The sequence below is a fragment of the Streptomyces sp. NBC_01384 genome, from assembly GCF_045040035.1.
GTDB lineage: Bacteria > Actinomycetota > Actinomycetes > Streptomycetales > Streptomycetaceae > Streptomyces.
Window position 1 is genome coordinate 3847632 of sequence record NZ_CP109559.1, and the last position, 21256, is coordinate 3868887.

19 protein-coding genes are annotated in these 21256 nt (G+C 69.9%); 6 read left to right on the forward strand and 13 right to left on the reverse strand.

The annotated features are described in order from the left end of the window. Positions 1–165: 165 nt before the first annotated feature. Positions 166–1872 carry a glycerol-3-phosphate dehydrogenase/oxidase gene (locus OG747_RS17365; RefSeq protein ID WP_405880262.1) on the reverse strand — a complete coding sequence of 569 codons (1707 nt, stop codon included), beginning with the start codon at positions 1870–1872 and terminating at the stop codon, positions 166–168. A 261-nt stretch (positions 1873–2133) separates the two neighbouring features. Here OG747_RS17365 and OG747_RS17370 point away from each other — a divergent pair, with 261 nt between their 5' ends. Then, entirely contained in the window at positions 2134–3342 is a 1209-nt protein-coding gene (locus tag OG747_RS17370) for a nucleotide sugar dehydrogenase (protein ID WP_405880263.1), read from the forward strand. Positions 3343–4063: 721 nt separating this feature from the next. Here the strand turns inward: OG747_RS17370 and OG747_RS17375 are convergent. The 4 genes from OG747_RS17375 to OG747_RS17390 form a co-directional block, all read right to left on the reverse strand. Further along, on the reverse strand, positions 4064–5188 hold the full coding sequence (locus tag OG747_RS17375) for a GuaB3 family IMP dehydrogenase-related protein (protein WP_168529730.1): 1125 nt from the start codon (positions 5186–5188) through the stop codon (positions 4064–4066). A 104-nt stretch (positions 5189–5292) separates the two neighbouring features. Beyond that, the gene (gene guaB / locus OG747_RS17380) at positions 5293–6798 is read right to left on the reverse strand and encodes an IMP dehydrogenase (protein ID WP_405880264.1); all 1506 of its coding nucleotides are present in this window, start codon (positions 6796–6798) and stop codon (positions 5293–5295) included. 646 nt (positions 6799–7444) lie between these two features. Then, complete coding sequence (locus tag OG747_RS17385; protein WP_060901477.1) at positions 7445–8020, reverse strand: sigma-70 family RNA polymerase sigma factor; 576 nt, start codon at positions 8018–8020, stop codon at positions 7445–7447. A 256-nt stretch (positions 8021–8276) separates the two neighbouring features. Next, entirely contained in the window at positions 8277–8888 is a 612-nt protein-coding gene (locus tag OG747_RS17390; RefSeq protein ID WP_003948568.1) for a response regulator transcription factor, read from the reverse strand. 389 nt (positions 8889–9277) lie between these two features. Here OG747_RS17390 and OG747_RS17395 point away from each other — a divergent pair, with 389 nt between their 5' ends. Continuing rightward, on the forward strand, positions 9278–9607 hold the full coding sequence (locus OG747_RS17395) for a WhiB family transcriptional regulator (protein WP_405880265.1): 330 nt from the start codon (positions 9278–9280) through the stop codon (positions 9605–9607). A gap of 216 nt (positions 9608–9823) precedes the next feature. On the opposite strand, the gene OG747_RS17400 is transcribed toward OG747_RS17395, so the two are convergent. After that, positions 9824–10720, reverse strand: a complete 897-nt coding sequence (locus tag OG747_RS17400) for a LysR family transcriptional regulator (protein WP_405880266.1) — start codon at positions 10718–10720, stop codon at positions 9824–9826. A gap of 79 nt (positions 10721–10799) precedes the next feature. On the opposite strand from OG747_RS17400, the gene OG747_RS17405 reads away from it, so the two are divergent. The 3 genes from OG747_RS17405 to OG747_RS17415 all read left to right on the forward strand — a co-directional run bounded on the left by OG747_RS17405 (position 10800) and on the right by OG747_RS17415 (position 13177). After that, positions 10800–11468 (forward strand): MOSC domain-containing protein, encoded by a 669-nt coding sequence (locus OG747_RS17405; RefSeq protein WP_405880267.1) that lies wholly within the window; start codon positions 10800–10802, stop codon positions 11466–11468. 97 nt (positions 11469–11565) lie between these two features. Beyond that, positions 11566–12339: an SDR family NAD(P)-dependent oxidoreductase gene (locus tag OG747_RS17410; RefSeq protein WP_405880268.1), complete on the forward strand. Its 774-nt coding sequence runs from the start codon at positions 11566–11568 to the stop codon at positions 12337–12339. A 130-nt stretch (positions 12340–12469) separates the two neighbouring features. Then, the gene (locus OG747_RS17415; RefSeq protein WP_405880269.1) at positions 12470–13177 is read left to right on the forward strand and encodes an ester cyclase; all 708 of its coding nucleotides are present in this window, start codon (positions 12470–12472) and stop codon (positions 13175–13177) included. 122 nt (positions 13178–13299) lie between these two features. Here OG747_RS17415 and groL read toward each other — a convergent pair whose 3' ends face one another. The 4 genes from groL to OG747_RS17435 form a co-directional block, all read right to left on the reverse strand. Further along, positions 13300–14928: a chaperonin GroEL gene (groL, locus tag OG747_RS17420; protein ID WP_405880270.1), complete on the reverse strand. Its 1629-nt coding sequence runs from the start codon at positions 14926–14928 to the stop codon at positions 13300–13302. A 151-nt stretch (positions 14929–15079) separates the two neighbouring features. After that, complete coding sequence (gene groES, locus OG747_RS17425; RefSeq protein ID WP_405880271.1) at positions 15080–15388, reverse strand: co-chaperone GroES; 309 nt, start codon at positions 15386–15388, stop codon at positions 15080–15082. Between the two features lie 339 nt (positions 15389–15727). Next, on the reverse strand, positions 15728–16507 hold the full coding sequence (locus OG747_RS17430; RefSeq protein WP_405880272.1) for a polysaccharide deacetylase family protein: 780 nt from the start codon (positions 16505–16507) through the stop codon (positions 15728–15730). Then, positions 16504–17484, reverse strand: coding sequence for a polysaccharide deacetylase family protein (locus OG747_RS17435; protein ID WP_405880273.1), 981 nt, complete (start codon positions 17482–17484; stop codon positions 16504–16506). Before OG747_RS17435 ends, OG747_RS17430 begins: the two co-directional genes overlap by 4 nt. A 110-nt stretch (positions 17485–17594) precedes the next feature. Between OG747_RS17435 and OG747_RS17440 the strand changes: the two genes are divergently transcribed. After that, positions 17595–18785, forward strand: coding sequence for a THUMP-like domain-containing protein (locus tag OG747_RS17440; protein WP_405880274.1), 1191 nt, complete (start codon positions 17595–17597; stop codon positions 18783–18785). A 14-nt stretch (positions 18786–18799) separates the two neighbouring features. Here the strand turns inward: OG747_RS17440 and OG747_RS17445 are convergent, their stop codons facing one another. From OG747_RS17445 to OG747_RS17455, 3 genes are all read right to left on the reverse strand, one after another. After that, the gene (locus OG747_RS17445; RefSeq protein ID WP_405885577.1) at positions 18800–20080 is read right to left on the reverse strand and encodes an RNA polymerase sigma factor; all 1281 of its coding nucleotides are present in this window, start codon (positions 20078–20080) and stop codon (positions 18800–18802) included. A 90-nt stretch (positions 20081–20170) separates the two neighbouring features. Then, positions 20171–20527, reverse strand: coding sequence for a YciI family protein (locus OG747_RS17450; RefSeq protein ID WP_060901481.1), 357 nt, complete (start codon positions 20525–20527; stop codon positions 20171–20173). Positions 20528–20673: 146 nt separating this feature from the next. Next, entirely contained in the window at positions 20674–21252 is a 579-nt protein-coding gene (locus OG747_RS17455; protein ID WP_405880275.1) for a Uma2 family endonuclease, read from the reverse strand. Positions 21253–21256 lie beyond the last annotated feature (4 nt).

Sequence of the window (21256 nt, forward strand, 5' to 3'; positions counted from 1 at the left end):
GACGGGTTTCGAGCAAAGATCCCAGCTCCCGACACTCGTTCGAGTGACATTCCCCGGAGGTCCCGGGAACTCCCGGTTCCCGGCCTGTCCTCGGAACTCCCGGTTCCCGGCCTGTCCTCGGAACTCCCGGGGCAGGCCGGTGAGGCCGTCAAAGAGGGAGTCCGATCAGAGCGGCACGATGTCCGGCGCCCCCAGCCGCGCCGCGTCCGCCGTCAGGTCGTCCGGCTGGCGCTGGGACTCCCGCTCGGCCTCGACCCGCTTCTCGTAGTGCTCCACCTCGCGCTCGATCTGGTCCTTGTCCCAGCCGAGGACCGGCGCCATCAGTTCGGCGGCCTCGCGGGCACTGCGCGTACCGCGGTCGAAGGTCTCGATGGAGATGCGGGTGCGCCGGGTGAGCACGTCGTCCAGGTGCCGGGCGCCCTCGTGCGAGGCGGCGTAGACGATCTCGGCCTTCAGATAGTCCTCGGCGGCCGGAAGGGGTTCGCCCAGCGCGGGGTCGGCGGCTATGAGGTCGAGGACTTCCTCGGCGAGCGCTCCGAAACGGTTCAACAGGTGCTCCACGCGCACCACATGGAGCCCGGTGCGCTGGGCGGTCCGCGCCCGCGCGTTCCACAGCGCCCGGTATCCCTCGGCGCCGAGCAGCGGGGTGTCCTCGGTGACGCTCTCGGCGACCCGCTGGTCGAGGCCGTGCACCGCCTCGTCGACCGCGTCCTTGGCCATCACCCGGTACGTCGTGTACTTGCCGCCCGCCACGACCACCAGTCCCGGCACCGGGTGGGCCACGGTGTGCTCGCGCGACAGCTTGCTGGTGGCTTCCGACTCGCCGGCGAGCAACGGCCGCAGCCCCGCGTACACGCCCTGGACGTCGTCGCGGGTCAGGGGCACCGAGAGCACCGAGTTCACATGCTCCAGCAGATAGTCGATGTCCGCGCTGGAGGCCGCGGGGTGAGCCTTGTCGAGGTCCCAGTCGGTGTCCGTGGTGCCGATGATCCAGTGCCGTCCCCAGGGGATCACGAAGAGGACGGACTTCTCGGTGCGCAGGATCAGACCGGTCGAGGAGTTGATCCGGTCCTTCGGCACGACCAGGTGGATGCCCTTGGAAGCCCGTACGTGGAACTGGCCTCTCTCCCCCACCATGGCCTGGGTGTCGTCGGTCCACACGCCCGTGGCGTTGACGATCTGCTTGGCGCGGATCTCGTACTCCCCGCCGCCCTCGACGTCCTGCACCCTGGCGCCGACCACGCGCTCGCCCTCGCGCAGGAAGCCGGTCACGCGGGCGCGGTTGGCGACCTTCGCGCCGTACGCAGCCGCCGTGCGCACCAAGGTGGCCACATAGCGGGCGTCGTCCATCTGCGCGTCGTAGTACTGCAGCGCTCCGACCAGCGCTTCCTTCTTCAAGGCCGGGGCGACGCGCAGGGCGTGGCCGCGGGTCAGATGACGGTGTGTGGGCAGTCCGCGTCCATGGCCGCTCGAAAGCGACATGGCGTCGTAGAGCGCGACGCCCGATCCCGCGTACAGCCGCTCCCAGCCCTTGTGCTGGAGCGGATAGAGGAACGGCACCGGCTTCACCAGGTGCGGTGCGAGCCGTCCGAGGAGGAGTCCGCGCTCCTTCAGGGCCTCGCGCACGAGAGCGAAGTCGAGCATCTCGAGATAGCGCAGGCCACCGTGGATCAGCTTGCTGGACCTGCTGGAGGTACCCGACGCCCAGTCACGTGCCTCGACCAGGCCCGTGGTCAGGCCGCGCGTCGCGGCGTCGAGCGCGGTGCCCGCGCCGACCACGCCCGCGCCCACCACCAGCACATCCAGCTCGCGCTCGGCCATTCCCGCCAGGGACTCGGCGCGTTCCGCCGGCCCCAGTGTCGCTGTCCTCACCGCTGCCTCCCGCTGTCTGTCGCGCTGGCCGCACCCGTCCGGCGACGCCCGGCTCACGTCCCCCTGCCCCAAAGTCTGACCGCGATGCCCGTCATCGGCCACCACGCGCCCTCAGCCTGTGGACAACACTCCCGGAAACTCGCCCACCCAATCCCGCATATCGGTCATATTTACTCCTAGTCTGACATTGCGCTCGCCCGTTCTGTCCACAGGGCTTGCGCACCTGTCCCGCTTCGGTTATTGGGAAGGACGGCCCACGCCATGCCCGCAGATCTCGCCGTCATCGGACTCGGACATCTCGGCCTGCCCCTGGCCCAGGCCGCCGTCGCCGCCGGCATCCCCACCCTCGGCTACAAAACCGGGCCGGAAGGCGGCTCGCTCACCCCCGCCGAACTGCGCCGGATGCTCTCGGGGGGCTTCCGGCCGACCACCAACCCCGCCGAGCTCGGCCGCGTCCGCACCGCCGTCATCTGCGCCCCGACCCCAAAAGGCCTGGACGGCAGACCCGACCTGGGCCAGGTGGCCGCGGCCGCCCGCACCCTCGCCGAGCGGCTGCGCCCGCACACCACCGTGATCCTGGAGTCACCGGTGCACCCCGGCACCACCGAGGACTTCCTGCGACCGCTCCTCGAAGAGGGTTCCGGGCTCCGCGCGGGACGCGACTTCCACCTCGCGTACTCGCCCAGCCGCGTCGACCCCGGCAACCGCGACTTCACCCCCGCCAACACCCCCAAGGTCATCGGCGGCCTCACCCCCGCCTGCACCGAATCGGCCGCCGCCTTCTACGGGCGCCTCACCGACAAGGTCGTACGCGCGCGTGGCCCCCGCGAGGCGGAGACCGTGCAACTCCTGGAGACCAACTACCGGCACGTCAACATCGCCCTGGTCAACGAGATGGCCGTGCTCTGCCACGACCTCGGCGTCGACCTGTGGGACGTCATCCGCTGCGCCGAGACCAAGCCGTTCGGATTCCAGGCGTTCCGGCCGGGGCCGGGCGTCGGCGGCCATGGAATCGCCCACGACCTGGCGGGCCACTCGGGCCGCACCCTCCGGATGGTCGAACTGGCCCAGCAGGTCAACAGCCACATGCCGCGGTACGTCATCCAGCGCGCCGCCACGCTCCTCAACGAGCACGGGAAATCGGCCCGCGCCGCGCGCGTGCTCCTCCTCGGCGTCACCTACAAGCCCGACCTCGCCGACCAACAGGGCACGCCCGCCCACGAGATCGCCCTGCGTCTGATGGAGCTCGGCGCGACCGTCAGCTACCACGACCCGCACGTCCCGGCCTGGAACGTCCTCGGCCGCCCCGTCCCACGCGCCGACTCCCTCTACGAGGCCGCCGCCGACGCCGACCTCACGATCCTGCTCCAGCAGCACCGCACGTACGACCTCCAGGGGCTCTCCGTGAAGGCCCAGCTCCTCCTGGACACCCGGGGGGCTACGCCTACGGGGGCGGCGCACAGGTTGTGAAGGGGGCGCGTGCGGGTGGCTGTGCCCCTGGGGCTGGTGGCGTACGGGGCGGCCGCACCGCTAGCGTGGGGACAGGTGGAGCCCACCGCAGAGGGCACTGCGGCAGGCTCCTGGATGGTTCACGGAGTGTCCACCCCTAGTTGGTGTGGGGGTGGCCGCTCACCAACCGAAAATCCGCAAGATCCACCTCCTCCGGTACCACACCGCCCGACGGCGGATCCGGTACCGTACAAAAAAGGTGGAGCCCACCGCAGCGGACACTGCGGCAGGCTCCAGGATGGTTCACGGAGTGTCCACCCCTAATGGTTGTAGGGGTGGCCGCTCACCATCCGAAAATCCGCAAGATCCACCTCCTCCGACACTTCACCATCCGCAGACGGATCCGGTCCCAGTGGGTGGGCTTGCGGTGGCGGCCCATAGGCGCCCCCTTCCACGACGCCACCCAGAGGCCCGGTGGGCGGCACGTTGGAACTCGGGCCGGGCCCCGACGCCCGGGGTCCGGAACCTTTTCCTTGGAAGGGGGCGCCCCCAACAACTGGGGCGCCGGACACGGACACTATCGCCTCGATACGGCGGTCAGCCGCGCATTCGCCCCGAACGCAACCATGCGCCCCCGCCGTAAAACGCGCCCCACCAGGGCCACTTGGACACGCGAAGGGGCCCGGTCACCCACACACGTGGAGTGACCGGGCCCCTTCGTCGGTCTAAGCCGAGCGCGGTGTCACCGCTTGTGCTGGGAGTCCGCGACCGTCACCTCGACGCGCTGGAACTCCTTGAGCTCGCTGTAGCCGGTGGTGGCCATGGCGCGGCGCAGGGCGCCGAAGATGTTCATGGAGCCGTCGGGGATGTGCGAGGGGCCGGTCAGGATCTCCTCGATGGTGCCGACGGTGCCGAGGTCGACCTTCTTGCCGCGCGGCAGCTCCTCGTTGACCGCCTCCATGCCCCAGTGGTGGCCCTTGCCGGGTGCGTCCGTGGCGCGGGCCAGCGGGGAGCCCATCATCACCGAGTCGGCGCCGCAGGCGATGGCCTTGGGGAGGTCGCCGGACCAGCCGACGCCGCCGTCCGCGATGACGTGCACATACCGACCGCCGGACTCGTCCATGTAGTCGCGGCGAGCGGCGGCGACGTCCGCCACCGCCGTGGCCATCGGGACCTGGATGCCCAGCACGTTGCGTGTGGTGTGCGCGGCGCCGCCGCCGAAGCCGACCAGGACACCGGCCGCGCCCGTGCGCATCAGGTGCAGGGCCGCGGTGTACGTGGCGCAGCCGCCGACGATCACCGGGACGTCGAGCTCGTAGATGAACTGCTTCAGGTTCAGCGGTTCGGCGGCACCGGAGACGTGCTCCGCCGACACCGTCGTACCGCGGATGACGAAGATGTCCACGCCCGCGTCCACGACGGCCTTGGAGAACTGGGCCGTGCGCTGCGGCGACAGGGCGGCCGCGGTGACCACGCCCGAGTCGCGCACCTCCTTGATGCGCTGCCCGATCAGCTCCTCCTTGATGGGAGCGGCGTAGATCTCCTGGAGGCGGCGGGTCGCGGTGTCCGCGTCCAGCTCGGCGATCTCGTCGAGCAGCGGCTGCGGGTCCTCGTACCGCGTCCACAGGCCTTCGAGGTTCAGTACGCCCAGGCCGCCCAGCTCGCCGATGCGGATCGCGGTGGCCGGGGAGACGACCGAGTCCATCGGGGCGGCCAGGAACGGCAGCTCGAAGCGGTAGGCATCGATCTGCCAGGCGATCGAGACCTCCTTCGGGTCTCGCGTACGGCGGCTCGGGACGACGGCGATGTCGTCGAAGGCGTACGCCCGGCGGCCGCGCTTGCCGCGCCCGATCTCGATCTCAGTCACGTGTGTGGCCTTTCCCTCTTCGCTTCTGCGCCTCCCAGTATCCCCGACGCCTACGACAAGGGCGGCCCCGGAACCTCCGGGACCGCCCTCAAGTAGTTGTACGACTAGTCGTTACGGCTGTAGTTCGGCGCCTCGACCGTCATCTGGATGTCGTGCGGGTGGCTCTCCTTGAGGCCCGCCGAGGTGATCCGGACGAAACGGCCCTTGGACTCCATCTCGTCGATGGTGGCGGCGCCCACGTACCCCATGGTCTGGCGCAGACCGCCGACGAGCTGGTGCAGCACGTTGGCCAGCGGGCCGCGGTAGGGCACCTGGCCCTCGATGCCCTCGGGCACGAGCTTGTCGTCGGAGGCCACGTCCGCCTGGAAGTAGCGGTCCTTCGAGTACGACCTGCCCTGGCCCCGGGACTGCATGGCGCCGAGGGAGCCCATGCCGCGGTACGACTTGAACTGCTTGCCGTTGATGAAGAGCAGCTCGCCGGGCGACTCCTCACAGCCCGCCAGGAGGCTGCCGAGCATCACCGAGTCGGCACCGGCGGCCAGCGCCTTGCCGATGTCGCCGGAGTACTGCAGACCACCGTCGCCGATCACCGGAACACCCGCGGCACGGGCCGCGAGGGCCGCTTCGTAGATGGCGGTGACCTGCGGGACGCCGATGCCGGCGACCACACGGGTGGTACAGATCGAGCCGGGGCCCACGCCCACCTTGACGCCGTCGACGCCGGCGTCGATCAGGGCCTGGGCACCGTCACGGGTGGCGACGTTGCCGCCGATCACGTCGACGTGCACGCTCGACTTGATCTTCGCCATCCAGTTGAGCGCGTTGCTGTTGTGCCCGTGTGAGGTGTCGACGATCAGGAAGTCCACCCCCGCCTCGGCCAGCGCCTGAGCGCGCTCCAGGGCCTCGGGGCTGGCGCCGACGGCGGCACCCACCAGCAGACGGCCCTCGGCGTCCTTCGCGGCGTTCGGGTACTTCTCGGCCTTCACGAAGTCCTTGACCGTGATGAGGCCCTTGAGGACGCCCGCGTCGTCGACCAGCGGAAGCTTCTCAATCTTGTGGCGGCGCAGCAGCTCCATGGCGTCGGCACCGGAGATGCCGACCTTGCCGGTGACCAGGGGCATCGGCGTCATGACCTCGCGGACCTGACGCGACCGGTCTGTCTCGAAGGCCATGTCGCGGTTGGTGACGATGCCGAGCAGCTTGCCGCTGCCGTCGGTGACGGGGACGCCGCTGATGCGGAACTTGGCACACAGCGCGTCGGCCTCGTTCAGCGTCGCGTCCGGGTGCACCGTGATCGGGTCGGTGACCATGCCGGACTCGGAGCGCTTCACCAGGTCGACCTGGTTGACCTGGTCCTCGATGGAGAGGTTGCGGTGCAGTACGCCGACGCCTCCCTGCCGGGCCATGGCGATCGCCATGCGCGACTCGGTCACCTTGTCCATCGCCGCGGAGAGCAGCGGGATGTTCACGCGTACGTTGCGGGAGATACGGGACGAGGTGTCGACCGCGTTGGGCAGCACCTCGGAGGCGCCCGGCAGCAGCAGCACGTCGTCGTAGGTCAGCCCGAGTGTCGCGAATTTGGCGGGCACTCCGTCGACGTTGGCAGTCATGACACCTTCCCCAAATGGCCTTGATCGGTGCGGATGTCCATGCTAACGGGAAGCAAGGCTCTCTCATTCCATGGTGCGGGTTGCCCTCGGGCTTCGTAGGTTCGTACGGGCGGGGTGGCTGGGCCGTTCATTTACTGGCCGGGGCCGGGTCCCTGGGGGGTGGTTCGACGCCAGTGAGGGACTTCATGGTGTCGGTTCTCACCCCTGGGGCTCGGGAAGGCCGTCCTGCGGCACGGGAAGGCCGTCCCGAGCGAGCTTCGCTCGGCACCGCCTGACTCCGCCGTGCGGCTGCTCGCCTTCGCGGCGGAGCAGGGGGAGCAGGGGGAGCAGGAGGAACCGGTGGAACAAGAAGAACGCGCGGGACAGGAGGAACGCGCAGGACAGGAGGAACGCGCGGAACACGCACGGAACACGCGCGGAATGGAACGGAGCGAACCCCTCACCCAAGGGAAACCCAAGGGAAACAGGCCTCCCGGGGGGGGGAGCCCTCCGCCTCGGAGAATCCGGCCCCGGGGCGAACCAGACGCCCTGGAGACACCGGCCCCCGAGGCGAACCCGCCGCCTTGGAGACACCGGCGGGCGAACCAGCCGCCCGGGAGAACCCGGTATCCGGAAGTCCCGGTGGCCGAAGGCCCCCGGGACCCGCCTACTGCTCCGCCAGTGCGCGCAACCGGCTCAGCGCGCGGTGCTGGGCCACCCGTACGGCGCCCGGTGACATTCCCAACATCTGGCCCGTCTCCTCGGCCGTGAGGCCCACCGCGATGCGGAGCAGGAGCAGCTCGCGCTGGTTTTCGGGGAGGTTGGCCAGGAGTTTCTTGGCCCATTCGGCGTCACTGCTGAGCAGCGCGCGCTCTTCCGGGCCCAGCGAGTCGTCGGGGCGCTCGGGCATCTCGTCCGAGGGAACCGCCGTCGACCCGGGATGGCGCATCGCGGCGCGCTGCAGGTCGGCGACCTTGTGCGCGGCGATGGCGAAGACGAACGCCTCGAAGGGGCGCCCGGTGTCCTTGTAGCGCGGCAGTGCGAGAAGCACCGCTACGCAGACCTCCTGGGCCAGATCCTCGACGAAATGCCGCGCGTCACCCGGAAGTCGGGAAAGGCGGGTGCGGCAGTAGCGCAACGCCAAGGGATGTACATGCGCGAGCAGGTCGTGCGTGGCCTGCTCGTCGCCGTCGACCGCGCGATGGACGAGCGCACCGATCACCGTCGTCTCGTCGTCACGCATCGGTCCATGGTGCCTCGGCGTCGTTCTGTCCGTGGCACCGCGTCCGTAGTTGTGCACCGAAGCGTTATGAGCAGGTGCGCCGGAACTCATCTCCTGCGCCCTCCCCTTCCGCTCGACCGACTCGTCCCCGAGGAACTCCACACCTCAAGGATGCGGCATCCGCGGCGAAACGCGCAGCGGACGCCCGGAGAGCCCCCTTGTCGGCCCCGCCCACCATGCGGTAGGCGGGGTTCGTCGTACCCCCGCGACGGCTCACCTAGCGAACCAGACCCCACCGGAAACCGAGCGCCACGGCGTGCGCGCGGTCCGAGGCGCCGAGCTTCTTGAAGAGCCGCCGGGCGTGGGTCTTCACGGTGTCCTCGGAGAGGAACAGCTCACGGCCGATCTCGGCGTTGGAGCGGCCGTGGCTCATGCCTTCCAGCACCTGGATCTCACGCGCTGTGAGCGTCGGCGCCGCACCCATCTCGGCGGACCGCAGTCTGCGCGGGGCGAGCCGCCAGGTGGGGTCGGCGAGCGCCTGGGTGACGGTCGCGCGCAGCTCGGCGCGGGAGGCGTCCTTGTGCAGATAGCCGCGGGCCCCGGCGGCGACGGCGAGCGCCACCCCGTCCAGGTCCTCGGCCACGGTGAGCATGATGATGCGCGCACCGGGGTCGGCGGACAGCAGCCGCCGGACGGTCTCCACGCCGCCCAGACCGGGCATGCGTACGTCCATCAGAATCAGGTCCGAGCGGTCGGCACCCCAGCGGCGGAGGACTTCCTCGCCGTTGGCTGCCGTCGTCACGCGCTCGACGCCGGGCACTGTCGCCACCGCGCGGCGGAGCGCCTCTCGGGCAAGCGGGGAGTCGTCGCAGACGAGGACGGATGTCATGGCCGCCCTCCGCAGCTGATGCGCGTCACCTTGAGCCTCCAGGCTGGTACGAATCGTCACCTGTGCGGTCGACACTCGCCGACGGAACTGCCGTCTGCCCGAGCGCTTGTTCCTTCAACCGCCACCGCACTCTCAACGATGGTCACTCGAAAGAGTTACGGGGCAGCCAGTCGTCTTCGGCACTCTACGTGAGGGGGCGAACACGGTGCAGACATGTGCAACGGACCCTCAACGTTTCATCACAACCTATGCCCCATTCAGCCTGTTTTCTTCCCATTTACCGGTGTCTGCGGCTAGATTCGCAATGAGTCATATTTTCATCTCCTTAGATCGTAGATGTACGGTCGGTGGGCACAGAGCAGCCCAGAACGGCAACAAGGGGACACGCAATGGCAGATTTCTCCCGCCTTCCCGGCCCGAACGCGGACCTCTGGGACTGGCAGCTCCTCGCGGCCTGCCGCGGGGTCGACAGCTCGCTCTTCTTCCACCCGGAGGGCGAGCGCGGTGCGGCACGGAGCGCCCGCGAGAACTCGGCCAAAGAGGTCTGCATGAGGTGCCCGGTGCGCGCCCAGTGCGCGGCACACGCCCTGGCGGTGCGCGAGCCGTACGGCGTGTGGGGCGGCCTGACCGAGGACGAGCGCGAAGAGCTCATGGGGCGAGCGCGCAACCGGTTGGTGACGGCGTCGACCACCGGGAACGACTCCGCTTCGAACAACTGAAGGAACGTTTCTTCAGTCAGAGTCACCAGATTCAGCAGAGCTGACCAGAGCCACCAGATCCGCAAGACCCGCTAGATCCACTGGATCCGCCAGATCCGCCAGCTCGGCCAGATACACATCAGTTCCACCGCCGGGCACGCGCACACGCGCCCCTGCTTTTGCGGCACTTTTGCGGCCCTTCGCGGCCCCGACCCGCTTGCGCGGCCCCGACCCGGGCTACCGGCTCGCCGCCCTCGCCAGCTGGTCCAGCGTCGCCGCCACCGCCGGCACCTGGGCCAGGTCCGGCAGCGTGAGCGCGACGATCTCCCGTCGCACCGGCGGCTCCACGGTCACGGTCCGTGCACCCTTGGGGCGTACGGACTCGATGGCGAGCTCCGGCAGAACCGCGACGCCGAGACCCGCACCGACCAGGCCGACCACGGCCGGGTAGTCGTCGGTGGCGAAGTCGATCCGGGGCGCGAAGCCCGCGGCGCGGCAGACCTCCACCAGTTGTCCCCGGCAGCGCGGGCAGCCCGCGATCCACGGCTCCCCGGCGAGTTCGGCGATCGCGACCGACCCGGCCCGGGCCAGCCGGTGCCCCTCGGGGACCAGCCCGACCAGCCGGTCCCGCAGCAGGGGCCGTACGACCAGGTCGTCCCACTCCTCGACACCTGCCGCGCCCTCATAACGGAACGCGAGCGCGATGTCGCAGTCGCCGTCCCGGAGCTTCTCGACGGACTCGGGCGGCTCCGCCTCCTCCAGGGAGACCCGGGTGCCGGGGTGCGCGGCGCGCAGCGCGGCGAGGGCCGTGGGGACGAGGGTGGAACTGCCGCTCGGGAAGGAGACGAGCCGGACCCGGCCCGCACGCAGGCCCGCGATCGCGGCGACCTCCTCCTCCGCGGCGGTGAGACCGGCGAGGATGCTCGCCGCGTGCTTGACCAGGGCCTCACCCGCCTGGGTGAGGCGCATCTCGCGGCCTGTCCGGACCAGCAGCGGGGTGCCGACGGACGATTCGAGCGCCTTCATCTGCTGACTGACGGCGGGCTGGGTGCAGCCCAGTTCGCGTCCCGCCGCCGAGAAGGAGCCGGTGGCGGCGACGGCGCGCAGGACGCGGAGATGACGGGCCTCGATCACCTTTCGAGCATAAGCGAGCCTTGGATACGGCGGCGAATATTGCGTCGCCGCTTTGACCCGCATCGCTTAGCGTGCTGACATGAAGCTTCTGTCTCTGAACGTGGGCCGTCCGCGGGCCGTCCCGTACACGGACCAGGCCGAGGGCGTGACCGGCATCGGCAAGCAACCGGTGGACGGGCCGGTGCGGGTTGCGGCGCCCGGGCCCAAGGGTGTCGGCGCGAGCGGTCTGGCCGGGGACTCGGTGTGCGACCTGCGCCATCACGGCGGGGACGACCAGGCCGTGTACGCGGTCGCGCGCGAGGATCTCGACGACTGGGCGCGTGAGCTCGGCCGGCCGCTGGCGGGCGGCGCGTTCGGCGAGAACCTGACGACCCAGGGGCTCGACGTGTCCGGCGCGCGGATCGGCGAGCGCTGGCGCATCGGCTCCGAGGTGGTCCTCGAAGTCACCTGCGGGCGCATCCCCTGCCGCACGTTCCAGGAACACGTCGGTGAGCGGGGCTGGGTGAAGCGGTTCACCCAGAAGGGCGCGCCCGGTGCGTATCTGCGGGTGATCGAGCCGGGCGAGATCCGGGCGGGCGACCCGATCGAGGTCGTGCTCCGGCCGGACCACGAGGTGACGGTCGCCCTCCAGTTCCGTGCCGTGACGACCGAACGGGGGCTGCTGCCACGGCTGTTGGCCGCGGGTGGGGCGCTGCACCCGGAGTCGCGGGAGGCGGCGGAGAAGTACGTGGCGCAGCACGGCGGTTAACAGCCCCTCCGGGGTGTGCGCAGGACTGGTGGAGCATGGCCGGATCGTTGGGTGACGGGGGGCGCGGGGCTCCTGGTCAGGTCACTAGCCTTGGGCCATGACAACGGCTCTGATTACGGGATCGACCGCGGGTATCGGCGCCGCCTTCGCGCGGCGGCTGGCGGCTGACGGGCACAACCTCGTGCTGGTGGCGCGCGACACCAAGCGGCTGGGCGAGCAGGCGACCGAGCTGCACGACCGGCACGGCATCGAGGCGGAGGTGCTGACGGCCGACCTGGCGACGGACAAGGGCATCGAGGCGGTGGCCGCCCGCCTCTCCGACCGCAAGAACCCGGTCGACCTGCTGATCAACAACGCGGGCTTCGGCAACAAGGGCCGCTATCTGGAAGTACCGATGGCCGATGAGCTGACCATGCTCAAGGTGCACTGCGAGGCGGTGCTCCGGCTGACCTCGGCGGCGGCCGAGGCGATGCGCGAGCGCGGCCGGGGCGGCGTCGTCAACGTCGCGTCGGTGGCCGCGTTCGTGCCGCGGGGTACGTACGGCGCGTCCAAGGCGTGGGTCGTGCAGTTCACGCAGGGCGCGGCGAAGGATCTCGCGGGCAGCGGGGTACGGCTGATGGCGCTGGCCCCCGGTTTCGTGCGCACCGAGTTCCACGAGCGGGCCGGGATGGGCACGGACAACATCCCGAACTGGATGTGGCTGGACGCGGACAAGCTGGTCGCGGCGGCGCTCGCGGACCTGGCCCGCGGCAAGTCGCTGTCCATCCCCGACCCCCGCTACAAGGCGCTGATGGGCCTGGTGAAGGTGGCGCCGCGGGGGCTGCTGGGCGGGATCACCTCGAAGACGGGCCGGAAGTACGGGCCGCAGTAGAACGCCTCCCGCACAACGCGCCAGAACGCCACGGCAGAAGCAACGCCACGGCGGAAGCAGGGTGGCGCCGCCGTCCCAGTGGGAAGATGGGCGTATCAGACCGGACCCAGGGGGGCCGGGAGGCGGCGTCATGACATTCGTGCAGCTCATCGATTGCAAGACCAGCCGATTCGATGAGATGAACCGGCTCATGGACACATGGGTCGAGAGGACCCATGGCAAGCGGACCGCGACGCACAGTGTGATCGGCAAGGACCGGTCCGACGCGACCCACTTCATAGAGATCGTGGAGTTCCCCTCGTATGAGGAGGCGATGCGGAACTCGAACCTCCCCGAGACCGACACGATCTTCCGGGAGATGGTGGCGCTCTGCGACGAGATGCCCATGTTCACCGACCTGGACGTGGTGCGCGACGAGCAGTTGTACGCGGCCAACGTCCGCAGGTTCTTCGAGACGGTGGCCGCCAAGGGTGAACTGCCGCCGCTCAACAGCCTGATGGCGGAGAACTACCACGACCACGATCCCGCCAACGAGCAGGACACCCTCGGCCTCGACGCGATGCGGCGCGAGATCGAGATGTGGCGCGGCGGGTTCGATTTCACCGTCACTGTCGAGGACCAGATCACCGAGGGCGACCGGGTCTGCACGCGGTGGACCTGGAACGGCACCCACAAGGGCGACTTCCTGGGGATCGCGGTGACCGGGAAGCAGGCCTCCATGACCGGGGCGACCATCTTCCGCTGCCGGGAGGACGGCAAGATCACCGAAGGCTGGTGGCAGTACGACCGGCTGGGGCTGATGGGTCAGCTCGGGGCGCTGGACGCACTGGAGAATTGAATCCCGTACGCGCCAGGGGTTGCCGTACGAGCCAGACGTTCCCGTACGAGCACGGGGTTGCCGTACACGCGAGAGGTCCCCGCTCCCTCCAGGGAACGGGGACCTCTTCAAGGCGTCACACGTCAGTGGGAGTGCCCGTGGCCGTGGCCGTGACCGGCGTCGGCCTCTTCCTCGGCCGGCTTCTCGACGACCAGGGTCTCGGTCGTGAGGAGCAGGGAGGCGATGGAGGCGGCGTTCTCCAGGGCGGAGCGGGTGACCTTGACCGGGTCGATGACACCGGACTTGACCAGGTCGCCGTACTCACCGGTGGCGGCGTTGAAGCCCTGGCCCTTGTCGAGCTCGGCGACCTTGGAGGTGATGACGTAACCCTCCAGGCCGGCGTTCTCGGCGATCCAGCGCAGCGGCTCGACGGCAGCCTTGCGGACGACCGCGACACCCGTGGCCTCGTCGCCGGTCTTGCCGAGGTTGCCCTCGAGGATCTTCACGGCGTGGACGAGCGCGGAGCCACCACCGGAGACGATGCCTTCCTCGACCGCGGCGCGGGTCGCGGAGATGGCGTCCTCCAGACGGTGCTTCTTCTCCTTGAGCTCGACCTCGGTGGCGGCGCCGACCTTGATCACGCACACGCCGCCGGCCAGCTTCGCGAGGCGCTCCTGGAGCTTCTCGCGGTCCCAGTCGGAGTCGGTGTTCTCGATCTCGGCCTTGATCTGGTTGATTCGGCCGGCGACCTCGTCGTGGCTGCCGCCACCGTCGACGACGGTGGTGTCGTCCTTGGTGACGGTCACGCGGCGGGCGGTACCGAGCACGTCCAGGCCGACCTGGTCGAGCTTGAGGCCGACCTCCTCGGCGATGACCTGACCGCCGGTGAGGGTGGCGATGTCACCGAGCATGGCCTTGCGGCGGTCACCGAAGCCGGGGGCCTTCACGGCGACGGCGTTGAACGTGCCGCGGATCTTGTTCACGACCAGGGTCGACAGGGCCTCGCCCTCGACGTCCTCGGCGATGATCAGCAGCGGCTTGGAGGCGTTGGACTGGATGACCTTCTCCAGCAGCGGCAGCAGGTCCTGGATGGAGCTGATCTTGCCCTGGTGGATGAGGATGTACGGGTCCTCGAGGACGGCCTCCATGCGCTCCTGGTCCGTCACGAAGTACGGCGACAGGTAGCCCTTGTCGAAGGCCATGCCCTCGGTGAAGTCCAGCTCCAGACCGAAGGTGTTGGACTCCTCGACGGTGATGACACCGTCCTTGCCGACCTTGTCCATCGCCTCGGCGATGAGCTCGCCGACCTGCGGGTCCTGGGCGGAGAGCGCGGCGACGGCGGCGATGTCGGACTTCTCGTCGATCGGGCGCGCGGTGGCGAGGAGCTCGTCCGAGACGGCCTTGACGGCCGCGTCGATGCCCTTCTTCAGCAGCGCCGGGGAGGCACCCGCGGCAACGTTCTTCAGACCCTCGCGGACGAGCGCCTGGGCCAGCACGGTGGCGGTGGTCGTACCGTCACCCGCGATGTCGTTGGTCTTGGTCGCCACCTCCTTCACCAGCTGGGCGCCGAGGTTCTCGTACGGGTCGTCGAGCTCGACCTCGCGGGCGATGGTGACACCGTCGTTGGTGATGGTGGGTGCGCCGAACTTCTTGTCGATGACGACGTTGCGGCCCTTGGGGCCGATTGTCACCTTGACCGTGTCGGCAAGCTTGTTGACGCCGCGCTCGAGGGCGCGACGGGCGTCCTCGTCGAACTTCAGGATCTTCGCCATGGGAGCGATTCAGCCCTCTCGGAAAACTGGGGTGAACGAACCGCGCCCCCGACGCCCGGCTGGTAAAGGTCGCGGGGGCCAGGGGCGCAGTTCACTGCAAAACTGGGTGAAGCCAGGTGGAACTGGGTGAAGCTGGATGAAGCTGGGTGAATTACTTCTCGATGATCGCGAGCACGTCGCGAGCCGAGAGGACGAGGTACTCCTCGCCGTTGTACTTCACCTCGGTGCCGCCGTACTTGCTGTACAGCACGATGTCGCCGGTGCTGACGTCGAGCGGCAGGCGCTCGCCGTTCTCGAAGCGGCCCGGGCCCACAGCGAGGACGACGCCCTCCTGGGGCTTCTCCTTCGCGGTGTCCGGGATGACCAGGCCAGAGGCCGTGGTCTGCTCGGCGTCCAGCGGCTGGACCACAACACGGTCCTCGAGCGGCTTGATGGCAACCTTGGAGCTGGCGGTCGTCACGATCCGACCTCCCCCTTCGGAGATCTCACGGGGTTAACTGTCTGAGGTGGCGACCAGGTCGATCCGTCGTCGCGGGTGCCGGACCTGCCCGTCGCTATTGGCACTCTCCAGGGGGGAGTGCCAGAGCCGAGACTATGACTGCGATTAGCACTCGGTCAAGCGGAGTGCCAAAGGCCTTCGGCGTGGCGTGGGGTTCTTGGTTGCCGTTCGTTGGTGTGGGCGTCCCCTGGGGGCTCCGCTCCCAGACCCCCGTATCGGCCTGAACGGCCTCTTCCTCAAGCGCCGGACAGGGTCTCCAACGCTGATTGAGGCCACCCCAGGGTCTCCGACGCTGGATGGTCAGAGGTAGTTCTCCAGGCGGGCCGGGGTGAAGCCCTCCGCCTGGATGCGGCGCAGCAGTCGGACCGTCGCGTCCGTGAGGTTGGGTTCGGCGAAGCCGGAGAGGATGTCGCCGGGTCGCAGCCGGCGGGTGTCGGCCGCCCGGCCCAGGACGACGGCCGTGACCCCGCAGTCGGCGGCGGCGTGCAGCGTGGTGGTGTCGTATGTGCCGTACGGGGGGCGGAAGAACCGGGGGCGGATGCCGAAGCGGGCCTTGAGCTTCTCCTGCTGGCCGCAGATCTCGGCCCGCTGGCCCGCGTACGGCAGACCGCGCAGCGAGGCGTGGTGGAGGGTGTGGTTCTGGACGCTCGCGCCGACCGTCCGCAGCTGCGCGAAGTGCCCGTACCCCGGCCCGACGACGCTGTCCGTGAGGAACATGCTGACCGGCAGCCGCAGTTCACGGACCATGTCGACGAACCGCGGATCGCGCTCGGCACCGTCGTCGTACGTCAGGAAGACCACCCTGTCGTGGGTGGGGACGCGAGCCACGACGGGCAACAGCCCCGGCGCCGCGCTGCGGACGCCGGACCGGGTGGGCGGCCGCGGCGCGGGGGTGAGCGGGGTGGACAGGCCCCAGCGGCGGTACGTCGCGGGGCTCGGCCCGTGCGGCTTCGACCTGCTCACCTCCTGCGCGGCCTTCTTGCCCAGCCGTTCGATCGGGTCGACGGACTGGGCACAGCCGGTGCAGCCGGTCAGGAGCGCGACGGCGAGCGCCCCCGCGACCAGCACCCGAGTTCTCACAGGTAGTCCTCCAGCCGCGCCACCGCGTACCCCTTGTCGGTGACCATCTTCAGGAAGCGGCGGATCATGTCGGGCATGGTGCCGTCCCACTCCTGCCTGCCGCGGAAGTGGGTGAGGACGATGTCGCCGGGGTGCAGGTCGCGGTCCCAGTCGCGGTACTCCCAGTGGTCGACGAAGACCTCCTCGTCCCAGATGGGCGCGTACTTGATGCCGCAGGACTTGGCCGCGCGCAGGGTGTCCCGGTTGTAGTTGCCGTAGGGCGGTCTGAAGACCGTCGGGCGTTTGCCGAACTGTCTCTTCATCACCTCCTGCATGCCGCAGATCTCGTCCTTCTGCTCCTCGTACGACAGGCCGGGCAGGTAGGGGTGGGTGAGGGTGTGGTTGTTGAGGGTGACGCCCTGGTCGCGCATCTTGCGGAAGTACCCGTAGTCGTTCTTGACCAGGTAGTTGCTCAGGAAGGCGGTGTACGGGATCTTCAGGTCGCTCATCATCTTCAGGAACGCCGGGTCCTTCTCGGAACCGTCGTCGATGGTGAGGAAGACGACCTTGTTCCTGGTGGGGACCGTGGTGAAGACCGGGGGCAGGCCGAGCTCCTCCTGGTTGTTGACCTCGAAGCCGTCGCGGGGTGTGATGACCGGCTTCCTGGCCGGGGCAGGCGGCGCGGTCAGCGGGACCTTGGCCAGCCCCCAGCGCTTGGCCGCGGCGACCCGCGCGGTTCGTTCGTTGCGGAGTCGGGTGGCGTACGAGTCGCGGGCGTCGGCCGGGGGGGCATGCAGCGCCTGCCGCTGCGCGGGCGCCTGGTGTGCGCCCTCCGCGTCACCGCCGGCGCAGCCGGATGCGAGGGCTGAGGTGAGGGCGGCGACAGCGAGGAAGGCGACCCCGCCCCGCACCCCTGCCCTCTTTGCCGGGTTCCTCTTTGCGCTCTTCACCGGGTTCACCTTTGCGCTGTTTTTGTCATTTTGTCGTACTGATCGCATGGTGCCGGATACTTCCAGGACACCGCCCGTACGGGGCTCCGACACCGCGACCGGAGGCGCACCGTCCACCGACTGGCCCACACCGGTCGCCCCTGGCCGACAATGGGCCCGTGAACGACGTCTCCTTCGCCTCCCTCCTCACCCCCGAGGGCCACGCCCTGCTCGACGAGGTGCGCGGCACCGAACCCGCCCAGGAACTGGCCGTCGCCACCCGGCTGCGCCGCGACCATCCGGCCGAGCTGGTCTCGGCGGCGCTCGGGCAGGCGCGGCTGCGGCAGCGGGCGGCGGCGAAGTTCGGCGCCGAGGACGCGGAGCGGATGTTCTTCACGCCGAACGGCGTCGAGCAGTCGACCCGCACCACGGTCGCCACCCACCGCGCCGAGCGCCTGCGCTCCCTCGGCGTCCGCTCGGTCGCCGACCTCTGCTCCGGCATCGGCGGCGACGCGATCGCGCTGGCCCGCGCCGGCATCCGCGTCCTCGCCGTCGACCGCGACCCGCTGACGGCCGAGGTCGCCCGCGCCAACGCCGACGCACTCGGCCTCGCCGACCTGATCGAGGTCCGCGAGGCGGATGTCACGGAGGTCGACACGGCCGCGTACGACGCGGTCTTCGTGGACCCGGCACGACGCGGAGGACGCGGCCGGATCTTCGACCCCGAGGCGTACTCACCCCCGCTCTCCTGGGCGATCGGTACGGCCCTGAAGGCCCCGCTCGCCGCCCTGAAGATCGCCCCGGGCATCCCCCACGAGGCGATCCCCGCCGAGGCGGAGGCGGAGTGGATCTCGGACGGCGGGGACGTGAAGGAGGCGGTGCTGTGGTTCGGCACCGAGCCGGGGCTGGTGCGGGCCACGCTGCTGCCGGGCCCGCGTGAGCTGCGCGGCCGTGGCCTGCCCGACCCGGCGGTGCGGCCGGTCGGGCGTTATCTGTACGAGCCCGACGGCGCCGTCATCCGCGCCCATCTGGTCGCCGAGGTCGCCGAGGAGCTCGACGGCGGGCTCGTCGACGAGACGATCGCGTACGTCACGGCGGACACGCTGCGCCCGACCCCGTACGCCTCCGCGTACGAGATCACCGACCACCTCCACTTCAACGTGAAGAAGTTGAAGGCGCTGCTGCGGGAGCGGGGGGTCGGGGTACTGACGGTGAAGAAGCGGGGGTCGGCGGTCGAGCCGGAGGAACTCCGCAGGAAGGCCCTGCCCAAGTCGCACGGCCCCCACTCGGCCACCGTCTTCCTGACCCGGGTCGCGGGGGCACCGACGATGCTGCTGGGCCACCCGGCCGCCCCGGAGTCATCCTCGTAGCCCTCCTAGCCCTCCTAGCGGCAGTTCTTCGCGCGCGCCTCCAGCAGCTCCCGCTCCCGTTCGTTGCGGGCCAGGCCCGCGGCCCGTACGAACTCCTCGCGGGCCTCCGTCGTACGACCGAGGCGGGCCAGCAGGTCGCCGCGCACGCTCGGCAGCAGGTGGTAGTCGCGCAGGGCGGGCTCGGCGGCGAGGGTGTCGACGATCTCCAGAGCGGGGCCGGGGCCGTCCGCCATCGAGACGGCGACGGCGCGGTTCAACTCGACCACGGGGGACGGGGAACGGACGGCGAGGAGGCTGTACAGGGTGGCGATCTGCCGCCAGTCCGTGTCCTCGTAGGCGTACGCCTGGGCGTGGCAGGCGGCGATGGCGGCCTGGAGGGCGTACGGGCCGGGGGCGCCGGTCGTGACGGCGTTCGCGCGGGCGAGGGCGGCGAAGCCGCGGCGGATCAGCAGGCGGTTCCAGCGGCGCCGGTTCTGGTCCTTGAGCAGGACGGGCTCGCCCGACGGTCCGGTGCGGGCGACGGCACGGGACTCCTGGAGCTCCAACAGGGAGACCAGCCCGTGCACTTCGGGCTCCTTGGGCATCAGCTCGGCCAGCACGCGGGCCAGGCGCAGGGCGTCCTCGCACAGGGCGGGGCGCAGCCAGTCGTCGCCCGCCGTGGCCGCGTACCCCTCGTTGAAGATCAGGTAGATGACTTCGAGGACGGAGCCGAGCCGGGCCTCGCGCTCCGGGCCGTAGGGGACCTCGAAGGGGACGCCCTTCGTCGCCAGCGTCCGCTTGGCGCGCACGACGCGCTGGGCGACGGTCGCCTCCGGGACCAGGAAGGCGCGCGCGATCTCCGGGGTGGTCAGACCACCGAGCAGGCGCAGGGTGAGGGCGATACGGGCCTCGGCGGAGAGGGCGGGGTGGCAGGCGGTGAAGACGAGCCGCAGCAGGTCGTCGTCGATGTCGTCCGGGTCGGAGGGCTCGTCGAGGTGGTGCGGGGCGGTCACCGACAGGTCCCGCCCCACCTCCTCCAGCTTGCGCGCGTACCGCTCCCGGCGGCGTACGAGATCGATCGCGCGGTGCTTGGCCGTGGCCGTCAGCCAGGCGCCCGGGTTGTCCGGGACACCGTCGCGCGGCCACTGTTCCAGCGCCGCGACCAGGGCGTCCTGCGCGAGCTCCTCGGCGATGCCGACGTCGCGGACGATACGGGTGACGCCCGCGATGATGCGGGGCGACTCGATCCGGAAGATCGTCTCGACGGCTTCGACCGCTTCGACCGCTTCGTCGGCACCTCGGGTGGCCCCGGACACGACGGGCTGCGTGACGGGCGTGACGGTGGGCTGTTGCTCTTCCACAACCCACCATCAGACACCCGCTTCGGCCGCAGGCCAAGGAACCGCTCAGCCCTCGGCGATCTCCCGCACCTCGCAGGTCACCGTCCAGTGCTCCTCGTGCACCTTCAGGAACCGCTTGGTCCACTCCAAGGCCTCGGCCATGTCCTTGCACTGCATGAGCGCGTAGCCGCCGACGACCTCCTTGGACTCGGTGAAGGGCCCGTCGGTGACGGACAGCTGCCCGCCCGACCAGTGAACCCGCTTGCCCTGGGCGGACGGCGTCAGCCCGGCGGTGTCGAGCATGACCCCCGCCTTGGTGATCTCCTCGATCAGCTCGCCCATCCGCTGCATCAGCTCCGGGCTCGGGCCCTCGGCGGGCGCGGTGCTCTCGTCGATCTGGACGAGCGACAGGTAGCGCGGCATGGTGACTCCTCGTGCGTCTCTTGCGTCTCGGAGGCGGGGTTTCTCCCCGCCTCTCACCCCTGCGTCGAACGGGAGACGACGGTTTCGACACCGTCCCCGGATTTCTTTCGACTTTTTTCCGGGGGCGGGGAGCCGGGTCAGGCGGCTCAGTCGGCGAAGTCCTTGAGCTTCGCCGTTTCCAGCGCGAACCCGACCGGATCCGGCAGCTTGATCACCGCTCCGAACGCCCGGGTGGTGAGGGAGCGGTAGACACCGCCCTCGGGGTCGCAGTGCACGGTCACGCTGCTCGTGTCCCTGTCGACGAGGAGGTAGACGGGAATGCCCGCGGCCGCGTATCCGTCGGGCTTCTCGATCCGGTCACGCCGGTCGGCGTCCCGGTCGTGCGAGGTGACCTCGACAACCATCAGGACGCCGTCGGGCTCGGACCACTCGCCTTTTCCGATGAAGTACTCCTCGGGCGCCAACGCCCCGTCCGGCCGGGCACGCCCCTTGCGATATGCCTCGACTCGGAGACCTTGTTCCGGAAAGAGGAAGAGCTCAGGGCGGTACTGCATGCACCGCTTGAGGAGCCAGGCGACGATCTGGCCGTGATTGCCGTCCGGCATGGGCTTGACCCCGATCTTTCCGTTCAGGAATTCCAACCGCGCCGACTCGGGCGCGTAACGAGCGAGCTCCTCGAATTCCTCGACGAGCATCTGGGGCCGGTCGGCAGTGCTGGGGGTCATGGCG